Annotated in this window: 17 protein-coding genes; 9 read left to right on the top strand and 8 right to left on the bottom strand. The window is 57.2% G+C overall.

Translation table 11 applies throughout. The annotated features are described in order from the left end of the window. Positions 1–5: 5 nt before the first annotated feature. From KUV26_RS12210 to KUV26_RS12200, 3 genes are read right to left on the bottom strand one after another with little or no spacing between them, the layout of a single operon-like run. The gene (locus tag KUV26_RS12210; protein WP_222503675.1) at positions 6–593 is read right to left on the bottom strand and encodes a Smr/MutS family protein; all 588 of its coding nucleotides are present in this window, start codon (positions 591–593) and stop codon (positions 6–8) included. Continuing rightward, positions 594–1,646, bottom strand: coding sequence for a murein transglycosylase A (locus KUV26_RS12205; RefSeq protein ID WP_222508522.1), 1,053 nt, complete (start codon positions 1,644–1,646; stop codon positions 594–596). Then, complete coding sequence (locus KUV26_RS12200; protein ID WP_222508521.1) at positions 1,643–2,299, bottom strand: Tim44/TimA family putative adaptor protein; 657 nt, start codon at positions 2,297–2,299, stop codon at positions 1,643–1,645. The genes KUV26_RS12205 and KUV26_RS12200 overlap by 4 nt, the downstream gene beginning before the upstream one ends. A 115-nt stretch (positions 2,300–2,414) precedes the next feature. On the opposite strand from KUV26_RS12200, the gene KUV26_RS12195 reads away from it, so the two are divergent. Together KUV26_RS12195 and secB are read left to right on the top strand one after the other, a co-directional pair. Beyond that, positions 2,415–2,915: an FxsA family protein gene (locus KUV26_RS12195; protein ID WP_222508520.1), complete on the top strand. Its 501-nt coding sequence runs from the start codon at positions 2,415–2,417 to the stop codon at positions 2,913–2,915. 56 nt (positions 2,916–2,971) lie between these two features. Beyond that, positions 2,972–3,460, top strand: a complete 489-nt coding sequence (gene secB, locus KUV26_RS12190) for a protein-export chaperone SecB (RefSeq protein WP_222508519.1) — start codon at positions 2,972–2,974, stop codon at positions 3,458–3,460. A 67-nt stretch (positions 3,461–3,527) separates the two neighbouring features. On the opposite strand, the gene dnaQ is transcribed toward secB, so the two are convergent. From dnaQ to KUV26_RS12170, 4 genes are read right to left on the bottom strand one after another with little or no spacing between them, the layout of a single operon-like run. Continuing rightward, positions 3,528–4,256: a DNA polymerase III subunit epsilon gene (gene dnaQ / locus KUV26_RS12185; protein ID WP_222508518.1), complete on the bottom strand. Its 729-nt coding sequence runs from the start codon at positions 4,254–4,256 to the stop codon at positions 3,528–3,530. Then, positions 4,249–4,842 (bottom strand): dephospho-CoA kinase, encoded by a 594-nt coding sequence (gene coaE, locus KUV26_RS12180; RefSeq protein WP_222508517.1) that lies wholly within the window; start codon positions 4,840–4,842, stop codon positions 4,249–4,251. Before coaE ends, dnaQ begins: the two co-directional genes overlap by 8 nt. After that, positions 4,839–5,672, bottom strand: a complete 834-nt coding sequence (locus KUV26_RS12175) for a shikimate dehydrogenase (protein ID WP_222508516.1) — start codon at positions 5,670–5,672, stop codon at positions 4,839–4,841. Before KUV26_RS12175 ends, coaE begins: the two co-directional genes overlap by 4 nt. Then, on the bottom strand, positions 5,669–6,268 hold the full coding sequence (locus tag KUV26_RS12170) for a Maf family protein (protein ID WP_222503667.1): 600 nt from the start codon (positions 6,266–6,268) through the stop codon (positions 5,669–5,671). Before KUV26_RS12170 ends, KUV26_RS12175 begins: the two co-directional genes overlap by 4 nt. 410 nt (positions 6,269–6,678) lie before the next feature. Here KUV26_RS12170 and KUV26_RS12165 point away from each other — a divergent pair, with 410 nt between their 5' ends. The 7 genes from KUV26_RS12165 to KUV26_RS12135 all read left to right on the top strand — a co-directional run bounded on the left by KUV26_RS12165 (position 6,679) and on the right by KUV26_RS12135 (position 14,121). Then, positions 6,679–7,134 carry a CopD family protein gene (locus KUV26_RS12165; RefSeq protein WP_222508515.1) on the top strand — a complete coding sequence of 152 codons (456 nt, stop codon included), beginning with the start codon at positions 6,679–6,681 and terminating at the stop codon, positions 7,132–7,134. Positions 7,135–7,308: 174 nt separating this feature from the next. After that, the gene (gene rho, locus KUV26_RS12160; protein ID WP_222503665.1) at positions 7,309–8,580 is read left to right on the top strand and encodes a transcription termination factor Rho; all 1,272 of its coding nucleotides are present in this window, start codon (positions 7,309–7,311) and stop codon (positions 8,578–8,580) included. 30 nt (positions 8,581–8,610) lie between these two features. Further along, entirely contained in the window at positions 8,611–9,897 is a 1,287-nt protein-coding gene (gene mnmE, locus KUV26_RS12155) for a tRNA uridine-5-carboxymethylaminomethyl(34) synthesis GTPase MnmE (protein WP_222508514.1), read from the top strand. Between the two features lie 13 nt (positions 9,898–9,910). Beyond that, positions 9,911–11,785 (top strand): tRNA uridine-5-carboxymethylaminomethyl(34) synthesis enzyme MnmG, encoded by a 1,875-nt coding sequence (gene mnmG / locus KUV26_RS12150; protein ID WP_222508513.1) that lies wholly within the window; start codon positions 9,911–9,913, stop codon positions 11,783–11,785. After that, positions 11,782–12,399, top strand: coding sequence for a 16S rRNA (guanine(527)-N(7))-methyltransferase RsmG (gene rsmG / locus KUV26_RS12145; protein WP_222508512.1), 618 nt, complete (start codon positions 11,782–11,784; stop codon positions 12,397–12,399). The genes mnmG and rsmG overlap by 4 nt, the downstream gene beginning before the upstream one ends. Further along, positions 12,392–13,201 carry a ParA family protein gene (locus tag KUV26_RS12140; RefSeq protein WP_222508511.1) on the top strand — a complete coding sequence of 270 codons (810 nt, stop codon included), beginning with the start codon at positions 12,392–12,394 and terminating at the stop codon, positions 13,199–13,201. The genes rsmG and KUV26_RS12140 overlap by 8 nt, the downstream gene beginning before the upstream one ends. Positions 13,202–13,227: 26 nt before the next feature. Then, entirely contained in the window at positions 13,228–14,121 is an 894-nt protein-coding gene (locus KUV26_RS12135) for a ParB/RepB/Spo0J family partition protein (protein WP_222508510.1), read from the top strand. Here the strand turns inward: KUV26_RS12135 and KUV26_RS12130 are convergent. Next, entirely contained in the window at positions 14,111–14,464 is a 354-nt protein-coding gene (locus KUV26_RS12130; protein ID WP_222508509.1) for a YbaN family protein, read from the bottom strand. The genes KUV26_RS12135 and KUV26_RS12130 overlap by 11 nt on opposite strands. Positions 14,465–14,466: the final 2 nt, after the last annotated feature.

Here is a 14,466-nt window from a genome sequence, read left to right as displayed (position 1 = left end):
CGCTCTCAGCGGCTCCGCCGCAGGTAAACATAGTAGGCGCCTTCTCCACCGTGGCTGATATGAGCGGGCGTCACTTGCAGAACCGCCTGCGCCAAGGGAGGCAAGGCCAACCATTGCGGCACCTTGTGGCGCAGCACTCCGCGCGGTACCGGCATCGGGCCGGGCTCGTCGCGGTCCTTACCCTTACCGGTCACCACCAGCACCAGCCGCCTTCCTGAAGCCTGAGACGACAGAATGAAACGTGTCAGGGCAGGGTGCGCGGTGTCGATCCTCATCCCATGCAAGTCCAGTTTACCTTCTGGCTTGATTTTGCCGCGCTTCATCTTGCGGAATGATTTTTCATCCATCTGCAGCGGATTGCTTGCCAGACTTCGGACAAGCGAAGGTTTCAGATCATTTTTTGCCGGTTTGAGCTTTGCACGGCTCCCAACCTCGAACGGCGCCAGGCGCGGCTCCGGCTGCTTGGCCGGTTTCGGCTTCGGCATTGGAAGAGCAGGCGGCGCGGAATGTGCACCCGGATGCAGACGCTCGGTGTGCTTCACAACCTTATGCCAGAGCTCGATCTCTTCTCCTGTAAGTTTCCGCCGTGTCATTTAAAGATCTTCCGGAAGCATCGCATAGGCCCGCTGGATCGGCAGCAGCACCACCATCCGGCCCGGGTCTTTCATTGTGCCAGCGGTTTCGCCGGCCGCGTCGCCGGTGCCTACAAAGATATCTGCCCGCTGAGCGCCCTTGATGGCAGAGCCGGTGTCCTGCGCCACCATCAGCCGGCGCAGCGGCATGTGGCCGTCCTTTTCCACCCAGACAGGCGCCCCCAGCGGGGTATAGGCGGGATCGGCGGCAATTGTGCGCATCGGCGTGACCGAGCGGTTCATGGCGCCAAGCGGCCCCTTGGAGGCCGCCACTTTGCGCACCTCGCGGAAGAACACATAGGACGGATTGTGAAACAGCAGTTCCTTGCCGTCCGCGGGGTTGCGCCGGACCCAGGACTTGATCACCTGGGCGCTGACCTGATGGGCGTTGTAGACACCGCGGCGCACCAGTTCCTTGCCGATGGATTTATAGGGGTGGCCGTTTGCGCCCCCGTATCCCACGCGGATCATAGAACCATCCGGCAGCCGGATACGCCCTGAACCCTGGATTTGAAGGAAGAACAGTTCCACCGGGTCATCGACCCAGGCAATTTCCAGCCCGCGACTCTGCATCACATCGCTGGTCAAAATATCCCGTCGCGGCAACCACAAATCCGTGGCGCGCGCTTCGGGCGGCATTTTGTAAACAGGATAACGGAAGCGTCCCGTAGGATAGCGCGAACCGCTGAGCTCCGGTTCGAAATAGCCGGTGAACAGGGCAGGGCTGCCGTCTTCAATCAGGACCGGGCGGAAAAACAGCTCGAAGAACGCCTTTGCGCCGTTTGGCGACTGGGAGCGCGCAGCGTTGCACAGGGCCAGCCAGTCAGGGTCTTTCAGGTCCTGGCATGTTCCAAGGAAAACCTGCAGCGCGGTGGCGTGGTCATCTTCGGCCCAGCCGTCAAGCTGGGTAAAGTCCAGAAGGCTGGACACAGTTTCGGACTGCGCCCCGGAGGCGGTCATCGCGGCGGCTGCAATTGCAGCCGCCCCAAGTGCCCCCCGAAGCGCAGCAATCATGCGTCCGTCGCAACAAGCTGCCAATTGGGGTCGTCGCTACCCATGGTGCGGGCAAAGACCCAGGTGTCTTTCTGGCGCTTCACTGCTTTCGGATCGCCCTCGACGATGTCTCCGCCGCGATCGCGCACGACAGATGTCAACTCACCCACGAACCGCATGGTGATCTCCGCACGACCCGACTGCGCATCGAATTGCGCGTCAGCCAAAGTGGTTTCGCGCACTCCGATGAATTCGGCTTCGATCTTGTACCCCTGATCTTCCCGTTGAGCGACCGCTTCAACGAAGCTTTCGAAAACATCCTCAGCCAGGAACGGCTGGATATCATCCAGGTTACCATGCTCGAAACCCATCAGGATCATTTCATAGGCACCGCGAGCGCCTTGAACAAATTCCTGAACCTGAAACGACGGCTCGGCCCGCTTCATCGCAGCCAGCGCCTGCGCCTGGGAACTGCCTTCAGCCACATAATCGGTAATATCGCGGTCCGGCCCCCCTTCAATCACTTCCAGATCCGGGCGGCGGCTTTTGGTTTCGGGTTTCGGCAGCGGCGGTTTTTCAAACCCTTCGCGTGTTCCCAGCACGCTTTTCAAGCGCAGGATCAGAAACACAGCGATACCGGCCAGAACCAAAAGCTGAATCACAGGCGACTCCATGGATACCTCATGCTAGGCGTTCGTGCTTTGTTTGAAACCAAAGCGGTCAGACCTTATGTAGGTGACGGGCGGGGGCAAGTCTACCGCCCGGGTGTATGATCGCAAGGAAACCCGCATGTATCTCTTCCTGGCCTTTCTGATGGTTCCCATCATTGAAATTGCTTTGTTTATTCAGGTTGGCAGTGCCATCGGCCTTTGGCCGACCCTGGCCATCGTGGTGCTGACCGCGGTGCTGGGCACCTGGCTTGTCAAAACTCAGGGGCGCATGGCGATGGTTCAATTGCGGTCGTCGTTCCAGCAGTTATCCGATCCGGCGGAGCCGCTGGCCCACGGGGCGATGATCCTGTTTGCCGGCGCTCTGCTGCTGACGCCCGGCTTCTTCACCGATGCAGCAGGCTTTGCACTGCTGGTGCACCCGGTGCGTCTGGCAGTCTACCGTTTTCTCCGTGCCCGGGTCACAGTGGCGCATTTCCAGATGGGACCCGGCAGCATGCAGGGCCGCCACTATCCCGGAACCGCGGGGCAGCCGGAAGACGTCATCGACGGAGACTATGAAGATGTGACCCCGGGCCGCCGTCCGACCCGCCCCTCGGCCTGGGTAGACGGCCCCCGTTGAGCTGTTCGGACCAAGCTGCTAAGCACGGTCCAAAGCATATTTTCAGGAGTATCCCGATGGCCGAAAACGGCGAAGCCCAGCAGCAGCCGCAGGTCCAGATGAACATTCTGGGCCAGTTCATCCGCGACATGTCGTTCGAAAACGTGATGGCGCAAAAAGGCACCGGCGGTGAGGTTCAGCCCGACGTCAGCGTGCAGGTGAACCTGGATGCCAAGAAGCGCTCGGCCGAGAACCAGTATGAGGTGGTCACCAAGCTGACCGTCGAATCCAAGAACAAGGAAAGCGGCAACGTCCTGTTCGTGCTGGAGCTGGAATATGTCGGCGTGTTCAACATCGTCGGCGTTCCGGAAGACCAGCTGCACCCGTTCCTGCTGATCGAATGCCCGCGCATGACCTTCCCGTTCCTGCGCCGCATCGTGTCGGACGTGACCCGCGACGGCGGCTTCCCTCCGCTGAACTTGGATAACATCGACTTCGTGGCGATTTACCGCAACGAGCTGACCCGCCGCCAATCCGAAGCGGCAGCAGCAACACCCACGCAGTAAGGCTTTTCATTCTGAAACTGAAAACGCCGCTGAATTCAGCGGCGTTTTTTTTCGGTCTACTTCAGGATCAAGTGGCCTTCCACAACGCATCATCGCCCATCTTTCCGATAAAGGCCTCATGCGCCGCCAGTTCTTCAGGTGTGATCCGCGGCGGCAGCGGCGCCTGCCGCGGGGCAGGGCGCCAATCGTCCTCGACCTGGGCAGTGCTTGAAGATGCCGTTTGCGTTGACAGCCCGAAATCAGGCTGCCGCCCGCCAATCAGCTCTAGATAGACATCTGCCAGGATCTCGGAATCGAGCAGGGCCCCGTGCAAAGTCCGGTTGGAGTTGTCGATGTTGAAGCGGCGGCACAGCGCATCCAGCGTCGCCGGCGAGCCCGGAAACCGCTGCCGGGCCATCGCCAGTGTATCGATGGCCTGTTCCATCGGCAGCTTTGGCAGCCCCATCCAGTCCAGCTCGGCATTCAGAAACTTCATGTCAAAGCTGGCATTATGAATGACGAGCTTGGAGTCCTGGACAAAATCGAGGAATTTCTGGCCCACCTTGGCGAACACAGGTTTGTCCCGCAGTGTTACCGCACCGGGTTCGGGTTTCTGAGGCGGCTCCAGCAGATCCGGGCCGATACCGTGGACAGAAAAGGCTTCCGCAGGCATCGAGCGTTCCGGGTTGATGTAAACGTGAAACGTTTCTCCGGTTGGCATGTGGTTGAAGAGTTCCACCGCCCCGATTTCAACGATCCGGTCGCCGGAAAACGGGTCAAACCCGGTGGTTTCGGTATCAAGAACGATTTCACGCACGGCTCATTTTGCTCCTGATATCTGCGAGGATCTCTATCACCTGTGCCTCGGCGTGTCCGAGCGTGTCCGTCTCGATCACATAATCGGCGCGGGCCATCTTCTCCTCAATCGGCATCTGTTTTTGCAGGATATGCCGGAACTGCTCAAGCGTCATTGTTCCGCGCGCAAGAACCCGCTCCTGCTGGGTCTTTGCATCCACCGTCACGCAGGCCACGGCATCCATTTCGGAATTGCCGCCGGTTTCAAACAAGAGAGGGATGTCAAAGACCAGAACGTCGCTCTGCGCCTGTGCCCTGAACGCTGCCCGGTCCAGCGCGACAAGGGGGTGCACGATCGCTTCGATCTGCTTTAAGGCCTGCGGATTTGCACCGATGATCCGTTTCAGCGCAGCACGGCAGACCTCTCCGTTCTCGATGGCGTCCGGAAATGCGGCTGCCATCGGCTGAATGGCGCCGCCGCCCTTGCCATAGAGCCGGTGAACGGCCGCATCCGCGTCCCAAACCGCGCAGCCCTGATCGGCAAACAACTTTGCCGTTGTGCTCTTGCCCATGCCGATGGAGCCGGTGAGGCCGAGGCTGAAACTCATCTCAGCGCCGCCGCCCGTGTCGCGGCATCCACCTCCGGCCGGTGGCCGAACCAGCGTTCGAACCCGGGCACGGCCTGATGCAGAAGCATGCCGAGCCCGTCGACCACCGTGCAGCCGGCCTCCTCTGCCGTTTGCAGGAGGTCCGTCTTGAGGGGAGCATAGATCAGGTCCGTCACAACAGCACTGGCCTGTAGACCGTCCAGGGGCACCCGAAGGCGCGGCTTACCCACCATACCAAGAGAGGTGGTGTTCACGATCAGCTTTCCTTCCTCGATGGCGTTGCCGGCCTGGACCCAATCCACAACCCGGATCAGGTTGCCAAAATCCTTCTGCAGCTGGTCCGCCCGTTCACGGGTGCGGTTGCTCAGCAGGATCTCCGGCACGCCGGCTTCCATGAGCGAAGCAATCACCGCCCGGCAGGCCCCGCCGGCGCCCAGAACAACGGCAGGCCCGGACTTCGGATCCCAGTCCGGCGCCCCCTGATGGAGGTTGGTAATGAAGCCATAGCCGTCCGTATTGTCAGCCAAGATCGTTCCGTCCTTGCGGAAAATCAGAGTATTAGCGGCACCGATCAGCTTGGCCCGGTCAGTCACCTTGTCAGCAATCTCCATCACCGCCTCCTTGTGCGGAATGGTGACATTAGCCCCTACAAACCCCATCTTGGGCATCGCCCGGATGGTTTCAGCCAAATCCTCAGGTTCCACGTGCATGGGGACATAGTAGCCAGCAATGCCATGTGTTTTCAGCCAGTGCCCGTGCAGCTGCGGGGACTTGGAATGCGCTACCGGACAGCCGATCACGCCGGCGAGCGGGATTTTTGCGTCTGTCATTGCTCGATTACCCCTTGCAGTCCGAGGTAACTGATAAGCTCCATCAGCGGCAATCCCAAGACATTAAAGTAACTGCCCTCGATGGAAGCGAATAGCCGCACGCCTTCTTCCTCCAGCTTGTACGCTCCCACAGCATGGCGGATGCTGTCCCAATTCCGTGCAACATAGTCTTCCAGATAGGCGTCAGAGCATTTGCGCATCACCAGCCTGACCTGCCCGACATGACGCCAGATCGGCTCACCATCCCGATAGATCACGGCTGCCGACAACAGCATATGCCGCTTGCCCCGCATCTCTTTCAGCTGGGCCAGCGCAACCTCTTCACTTGCCGGCTTGGAGAGAAGTTTTCCTTCAAAATCAAGAACCTGATCACATCCAAGCACAATCCTTCCCGGATGTTTACTGCTGATCTTGCGCGCCTTGGCTTCTGCCAGCGCATCGGCGATGTCCCTAGGCGGCGCTTCTTCTGCCAGCAGCGCGGCCTTGACCGCCTGCTCATCGAGACGCGGGACATCCGTTTCGAATTTGATCCCGGCCTGGCGCAGCAGATGCGCCCGGATTTCGGAACCAGAAGCCAGCACTATGTGGGCAGTCATGTGGAAAACCCCGTGGGAAAGAAGCAGACGGTTTCAGGACGTTTTGTATGGTTTTCCGCGCTCAAGTAAAGACTCCAGGGGTTGACGCAAATTCCGGGATTCAGCCCGCTGAGTCGTCCTTTGTGAGTCAGGATAACTTTGAATCCGTGGATATGCCGGCTCTCCCCGGATCATCCCGCTGTTATCCCCAAGCACGGGAAGGTAAAGACATCCTTAACGCGCCTTATTTTCCTGGCGCCGGCAAGGAAACCAGGACTTTTGTCCCATCCAAGCTGGAATCTTATCCATACTGGGGATAAGCGGAGGAGGATTCACTTATCCACCGGATTCCACGCACACTACAAAAACATCATCCTTCTAATATTCATTTAATTATTAGGGTGATCAGATCTGACCCGGAAGAACTGCCCATGGACCTAAGCAACGTGATGTTCACGCTTTACCCATATGCCAAGTCGCTGCACATCATGGCCGTGCTCAGCTGGATGGCGGGTCTTTTCTATCTCCCCCGTCTGTTCGTGTATCACGTGGAGCAGGCTGAGAATGTGCAAGAAGCAGTCCCGATCTTCCTTACCATGGAGGAGAAGCTCCTCAGGATCATCATGCGCCCTGCCATGTATGTGTCCTGGGCCGCAGGGCTATTCATAGTACTGACGCCAGGGATTGTTGACTGGAGCTATGTCTGGCCCTGGACCAAGGGCGCGTCGGTTATCGTGATGACCTGGTTCCATCATTGGCTGCAGTTCCGCTACCGCGATTTCAAGAAAGGCCAGAACAGGCTGACGGGAAGGCAGTTCAGGCTGATGAACGAAGTGCCCACAGTGCTGATGCTGGTGATTGTGGTATCCGTCATCTTCAAATTCTAGCTCAGAGGCGCGGAAACAGGCCAAGCAGCGCCGGAACACTTGCAGCCGGCGTTTGACTCACCTGAAGCGAGTCCCTATGTATGGCTTCCAACGGGCCCGTCCGGGCATACCGTGTTTTCCAAACCTGTCGTGTGACCGACCCCCGGCTGATCGGGGAGTAGAGGCCGTATCTATATGACCGTGCAATCCCTGAACCTGTCCGATCTCAAGGCAAAAAGCCCCAAAGCGCTGCTGGCGATGGCCGAGGAGCTGGAGATCGAAAACGCCTCGACCATGCGCAAGGGCGAGATGATGTTCCAGATTCTGCGGGAACGCGCGGATGAAGGCTGGGACATTGGCGGCGATGGAGTGCTGGAAGTGCTGCAGGACGGATTCGGCTTCCTGCGTTCGCCCGAGGCGAACTACCTGCCCGGCCCGGACGACATCTATGTTTCGCCTGACATGATCCGCCAGTACTCCCTGCGCACCGGGGATACGGTCGAAGGCCAGATCAAGGCGCCGCTGGAATCGGAGCGGTATTTCGCACTGACCAATGTCACCAAAATCAATTTCGAGGATCCTGAAAAAGCGCGCCACAAGATCGCTTTTGACAACCTCACACCGCTGTACCCGGATGAGCGCCTGAAGATGGAGATCGAGGATCCTACCATCAAGGACCGCTCCGCCCGGGTGATCGACCTGGTGGCCCCCATCGGCAAGGGCCAGCGGTCGCTGATCGTGGCGCCGCCGCGCACTGGTAAGACGGTGATCTTGCAGAACATCGCGCACTCGATCGAGAAGAACCACCCGGAGTGCTACCTGATCGTGTTGCTGATCGACGAACGCCCGGAAGAGGTGACCGACATGCAGCGTTCGGTGAAGGGCGAGGTTGTCTCCTCGACCTTCGACGAGCCGGCGACGCGCCACGTGGCGGTATCGGAAATGGTCATCGAAAAGGCCAAGCGCTTGGTGGAGCATAAGCGAGATGTTGTGATTCTTCTCGACTCGATCACAAGACTTGGTAGGGCTTTCAACACCGTCGTGCCGTCCTCGGGCAAGGTTCTGACTGGTGGTGTTGACGCTAACGCGCTGCAGCGCCCCAAGCGCTTCTTTGGTGCAGCCCGGAATATTGAGGAGGGCGGTTCGCTCACCATCATCGCCACCGCGTTGATCGACACCGGCAGCCGCATGGACGAGGTGATCTTTGAAGAATTCAAGGGCACAGGCAACTCGGAGATCGTACTGGACCGCAAGATCGCCGACAAACGCGTGTTCCCTGCGATCGACATCCTCAAATCCGGCACCCGGAAAGAGGACCTGCTGGTCGACAAAGGCGATCTGGCCAAGACCTTTGTGTTGCGCCGGATCCTGAACCCGATGGGCACAACAGATGCGATTGAGTTCCTGCTGTCGAAGCTGAAACAGACAAAGTCGAATTCCGAATTCTTCGATTCGATGAATACCTGACCCGGGCCGGCAAGAGAGAAGGGCCACCCCATGGACACGATCTTTGCGCTGGCCACTGCCCAAGGCAAGGCTGGGGTTGCGGTGATCCGCGTCTCCGGCCCCTTGGCTCTTGCAGCCGGCGAACGGCTGTGCGGCGGGGATCTGCCGGCGAGAGGCACAAGCCTGCGAATACTGAAAGACGAATCAGGCGATCGTCTGGATGAGGCACTGGTATTGTGCTTTACAGCGCCAAACAGCTTTACGGGTGAAAATACCGTTGAATTTCAAACACATGGAAGTACGGCAGTAGTTTCCGCTGTGCTTGATTCGCTAGCGCGAATCGAAGGTTTGCGGATGGCCGAACCGGGAGAATTTACCCGTCGCGCACTGGAGAACGGCAATCTGGATCTTGCCCAGGTCGAAGGTCTTGCCGACCTGATTGATGCTGAAACCGAGGCGCAGCGCAAACAGGCGCAAGTCATCCTTGCGGGCGGGTTAGGAAAATTGGCTGAGTCTTGGCGCGAAAAGTTGATTCGCGCCGCATCACTGATCGAAGTGACCATCGATTTTGCAGATGAGGAAGTTCCGGTCGACGTAACCCCTGAAGTTTCCAATCTGCTGGCGGACGTTCAAGCCGGCCTTGAAAGCGAGACAGCGGGCGTCAAAATAGCGGAACGGATACGCAGCGGTTTCGAGGTGGCAATTGTTGGGGCTCCAAACGTCGGAAAATCCACTCTTCTAAATGCTCTGGCCGGCAGACAGGCCGCCATTACTTCGGAATTTGCTGGTACCACCCGCGATATCATTGAAGTGCGCATGGATTTGGGTGGTTTGCCCGTTACTTTGTTGGACACAGCCGGGTTGAGGGAAACCGAAGATCATGTTGAAGGTATCGGGATTGCTCTAGCGCGACAACGCGCTGAGGATGCTGACCTGCGGGTATTCCTTGCTGAGGACCATGAACTTCTGGATGTGGAAATGCGCGCCGGCGATATCCGGTTAAGGCCGAAGGCGGATTTGCGAATGGATCAGGCAAATGCAGTCTCGGGACGGTCAGGGCAGGGGGTCGACCATTTGATCGACCATATTTCCTCTGTCTTGAAGACCCGTTCAGCACAGGCAGGCATTGCTACCCGCGCCCGACATCGGGACGCCATGCTCTCCGCTCAGATCAGCCTGACCGAGGCGCAGGACATCCTGAAGCGCGGTCCTGAGTTTTATGATATAGCTGCCGAAGAGATGCGCTCGGCAATCCGAGCGCTTGAAATGCTGGTTGGCCGGATTGGGGTTGAAAATCTTCTGGATGAAATCTTCTCGAGTTTCTGTCTAGGGAAATAAAGGAGTGTTTCACGTGAAACATTCATCTTATGACGTGATTGTTGTCGGTGGCGGCCATGCGGGCACAGAGGCCGCCCATGCAGCTGCCCGGATGGGAGCTGAAACGGCTTTGATCACCTTGAGCCGTAGCGGCATCGGCGTGATGTCTTGCAACCCGGCAATCGGCGGGTTGGGGAAAGGCCATCTCGTCAGGGAAATTGATGCCATGGATGGCGTAATGGGTCGTGTTGCCGATCTCGCCGGCATTCAGTTCCGTCTGCTGAACCGTAGAAAAGGACCTGCGGTGCAAGGCCCAAGGGCGCAATCCGACAGGAAAATCTACCAGTGGGAAATGCTTCGCCTGACGGAGCAGCAAGAAAATCTCGACATTATTGAGGGGGAGGTGACCGACTTCCTCATGAGTGGGGGTTCCGTTTCTGGCGTGATATTGGCGGACAGCAGTGAGATTTCAGCCAAATCCGTCATTCTGACATCCGGAACCTTTCTGCGCGGTGTGATCCATATTGGGGACATTTCCAAACCTGGCGGCCGCATGGGGGATAAACCCTCGGTCAAACTGGCCGAACGACTCGACAGTTTCAATTTGCCGCTAGGCCGCTTGAAAACCGGCACGCCGCCGCGGTTGGACGGGCGCACCATCAATTGGGATATCCTAGACACGCAACCCGGGGATGATGACCCTGTTTTCTTTTCGTTTCTGACAACTTCCTTAAACGCAAAACAGGTGTCTTGCGGCATCACCCATACAAACGACAAAACGCATGAGATAATCCGGGGAAACCTGGATCGCTCCGCAATGTATGGAGGGCATATCGAGGGGGTGGGCCCAAGGTATTGTCCATCGATTGAAGACAAAATAGTCCGTTTTGCTGAGAAGGACTCCCACCAGATATTTCTGGAGCCAGAAGGGGTTTCTGATCACACGGTATACCCCAATGGCATCTCTACCAGCCTGCCTGTAGATGTTCAGGAAGCTTATGTGCGGTCAATCCGCGGGTTGGAGCGGGCTGTCATTCTTCAGCCGGGCTACGCAATCGAGTACGACTATGTGGATCCCCGCGCGCTCCAGATGGATTTGTCACTGAAAGACATTCCGGGCCTCTACTTGGCGGGACAGATCAATGGCACAACGGGGTATGAAGAAGCGGCGGCCCAGGGACTCGTCGCAGGCCTTAATGCAGCGAGACGGGCAAAAGGCGAGGGTCCGGCGTCGTTCAGCCGCTCTAACAGTTACATCGGGGTCATGATCGACGACCTGACAACAAATGGTGTGACTGAACCCTACAGGATGTTCACTTCGCGCGCCGAATTCCGTTTATCATTGAGAGCGGATAACGCGGATCAGAGGCTAACCCCTGCAGCTATCGATTTGGGCTGCGTGGGGGAGGAGCGGAGAGTTTCCTTCTTGGAGAAGAGTGAGGATTTGGGAGCGGCACGCCAGGTGCTGGTATCGCAAACATTCACCCCTAAGCAAATTTCAGCAGCGGGGATCCGGGTCAATCAGGACGGCAACCGGAGGAACGGACTGGATCTGCTCGCTTTTCCCGATGTTTCGTTTGAGGATGTGGTTCGGCTGATGCCTGAGTTGGAAGAGGTCACTGCTGTCATTCGCCGACAGATGGAACGTGATGCGCTGTACGCTAACTACATCGCGCGGCAGGAGCGGGAGGTTTCTGTCATGAAGCGTGATGAAGGCCATGTGATCCCGAAGGATTTCATCTATGGCAGCATTGAAGGTCTTTCCAAGGAGTTGCAGCAGAAACTGTCGCACGCGCGCCCGGAGACTTTGGCTCAGGCAGCTCGGATTGATGGTATGACACCTGCCGCACTTGCTCTCATATTGGCTTACCTCCGAAAGGAAAAGGTTCGGCAGGAGAGGTCTGCATGAGCGGCAATCAACTGCTGGAAAGGCTCCATGTTTCACGTGAAACATTAGAGCGTCTGGAAATCTTTGAAAGTGTCATTCGGAAATGGAATCCGACGATAAATCTGGTTTCCAAGTCCAGCCTCGACCAGCTTTGGACACGTCATATCGCAGATTCAATTCAAGTGTTTCGCTGCACATCGTCGCCGCAGCATTGGGTTGATATAGGAAGTGGCGGGGGATTTCCGGGGCTTATCGTTGCTCTTATGGCAGTGGAGGAAGCACCTGACATGAAGGTTACGCTAATTGAGAGTGATCAGAGAAAGTCAGCATTTCTCCGCAATGCCGCGCGTGAATGCGGCGTTCCGATTTCAGTTCTTTCGAAGCGAATCGAACACGTTGATCGTCAATCGGCAGATGTTTTATCTGCCCGTGCCCTGGCCGATCTGAGCGATCTTCTGGGGTTTGCGGAGCGGCACCTGGCGGAGGATGGCGTTGCGCTGTTTCCAAAGGGCGGGAGCTGGAAAAAAGAAGTGGATAACGCGCGGCAGCAATGGCGGTTCGCGTTGGAAACAGCTAAAAGTTTGACTGAGCCAGAAGCAGTAATCCTGAAAATCAGGGGAGTTGAACGTGTCTGATTATTCCCGCCCGGAGGGGCCTCGTATCATCGCGGTCGCAAACCAGAAAGGCGGAGTGGGGAAGACAACAACAGCCATTAACTTGGCAGCGGCACTGGTTGAATGCGGTCTTCGGGTTCTGGTTGTAGATCTGGACCCGCAAGGTAACGCTTCTACCGGTCTCGGAATTGAACCTTCCGACCGCGACCTGACAACGTATGACTTGCTGGTCGAGGACGCCTCCCTGGTGGATGTTATCCGGCAGACTGAAATCGAGGATCTGTGCATCATCCCGGCTACTGTTGATCTCAGTTCCGCTGATATTGAACTGTTCACCAATGAAAAGCGCAGTTTTCTTTTGCACGATGCGTTGCGGCAGACGGCAATGGATAAATACGATTGGGACTATGTACTGATTGACTGTCCACCGTCGCTGAACCTGTTGACCGTTAATGCAATGGTTGCAGCCCATTCGGTACTGGTTCCCTTGCAAAGCGAGTTTTTCGCATTGGAAGGGGTTACGCAGTTGATGCTCACGATCCGGGAAGTGCGGCAGTCAGCAAATCCAGACCTGCGTATCGAAGGTATCGTTCTGACTATGTTTGACCGGCGAAACAACCTGTCTCAGCAGGTTGAACAGGATGCCCGAGATAACCTGGGAGACCTGGTGTTTCAAACAAAAATCCCGCGGAATGTGCGTGTCAGCGAAGCGCCTTCATATGCGCAGCCAGTACTGAATTACGATACCAACTCATTGGGCGCTCAGGCCTACCGCGCTCTGGCTGAAGAAATCCTGAATAAACATCACAAGATAGCGGCGTAAATGCAGAATATTGACCGGAGGCAATCATGGCAGACAAAAAGACAAAACCGCGCGGGCTGGGCAGGGGATTGTCGGCGTTGATGGCAGATGTGAACCCTGCGCCGGTAAGCACGCAGGCCGAGGCACCGCGGAACGCAGAGGTGCTGGTACCTATCGAAAATGTCATCGCAAACCCGAACCAGCCGCGGCGGCAGTTTCTTCAGGAAGATCTTGATGACCTGACGGCATCCATCAAGGAAAAGGGGGTTTTGCAGCCATTGATCGTGCGGCCCCGGTCCGGTGGTAAGTACGAGATTGTGGCTGGCGAACGGCGCTGGCGTGCATCCCAGGCTGCCCAGTTGCATGAAGTGCCTGTTCTGATCCGTGATTACTCGGACCTGGAGATGATGGAAGTTGCCATCATTGAAAACATCCAGAGATCCGACTTGAACGCGATGGAAGAGGCGCAGAGTTACAAGCAGCTGATGGAGAAGTTTGGCCATACTCAGGAAAAGATGGCGGAAGCGCTTGGCAAGAGCAGAAGTCATATTGCCAACCTAGTGAGGCTTCTGCACCTTCCTGAAGATGTCCAGGTACTTGTTCAGGAACGGAAACTGTCTGCCGGCCACGCCAGAGCGCTGATCACTTCGGACAACGCCTCAGAGCTGGCCGTTAAGATTGTGAAAGGCGGTTTGTCTGTTCGGGCGACTGAGGCGCTTGTTAAGAAAGATGCCGCAGGTATTCAGGGGGGCAGCGCGAAGAAAGCCAGGAAATCTCCTGAGAAGGATGCCGATACCCGGGCCCTGGAAGGCGATCTTTCTGCCATGCTGAAGATGAAGGTTTCAATTGATCACAAGCCTGGCGGCGAAGCCGGTACAATAACGATCAACTATGAAAACCTGGATCAGCTGGATGAGCTCTGCAATATGCTCAGCCGTTAGGGCGGGTCCAAATAAAAAGTAGGACGGCTGACAAGACCACTGCTTGGATACCCAGGACATTACCAGGCGCACCAAGCAGGAGGGACAGGCTGAAGACAGCGGCAATCGAAACGGTTGCCGCCTTTTTTGCGGCTGGCCGGATGGCACCGTTATTTCGCCAATCCGTGATCAATGGTCCAAAGACCCCGTGCGCTACAATCCAGTTGTGCAATCGCTCAGATGAGTTGGCAAAGAAGAAGGCGGCTAGAAGCAGGAAAGGGACAGTCGGAAGCAGGGGGAGGACGATTCCGATGGCGGCCAAGGCTACGCATAACAATCCCAAGCTGGCATAGAGGAAACGCATTG

Source organism: Leisingera daeponensis (assembly GCF_019801465.1).
GTDB lineage: Bacteria > Pseudomonadota > Alphaproteobacteria > Rhodobacterales > Rhodobacteraceae > Leisingera > Leisingera daeponensis_A.
The sequence above is the reverse complement of the archived record's forward strand: the minus strand, read 5'-3'. Positions and strand labels throughout refer to the sequence as shown.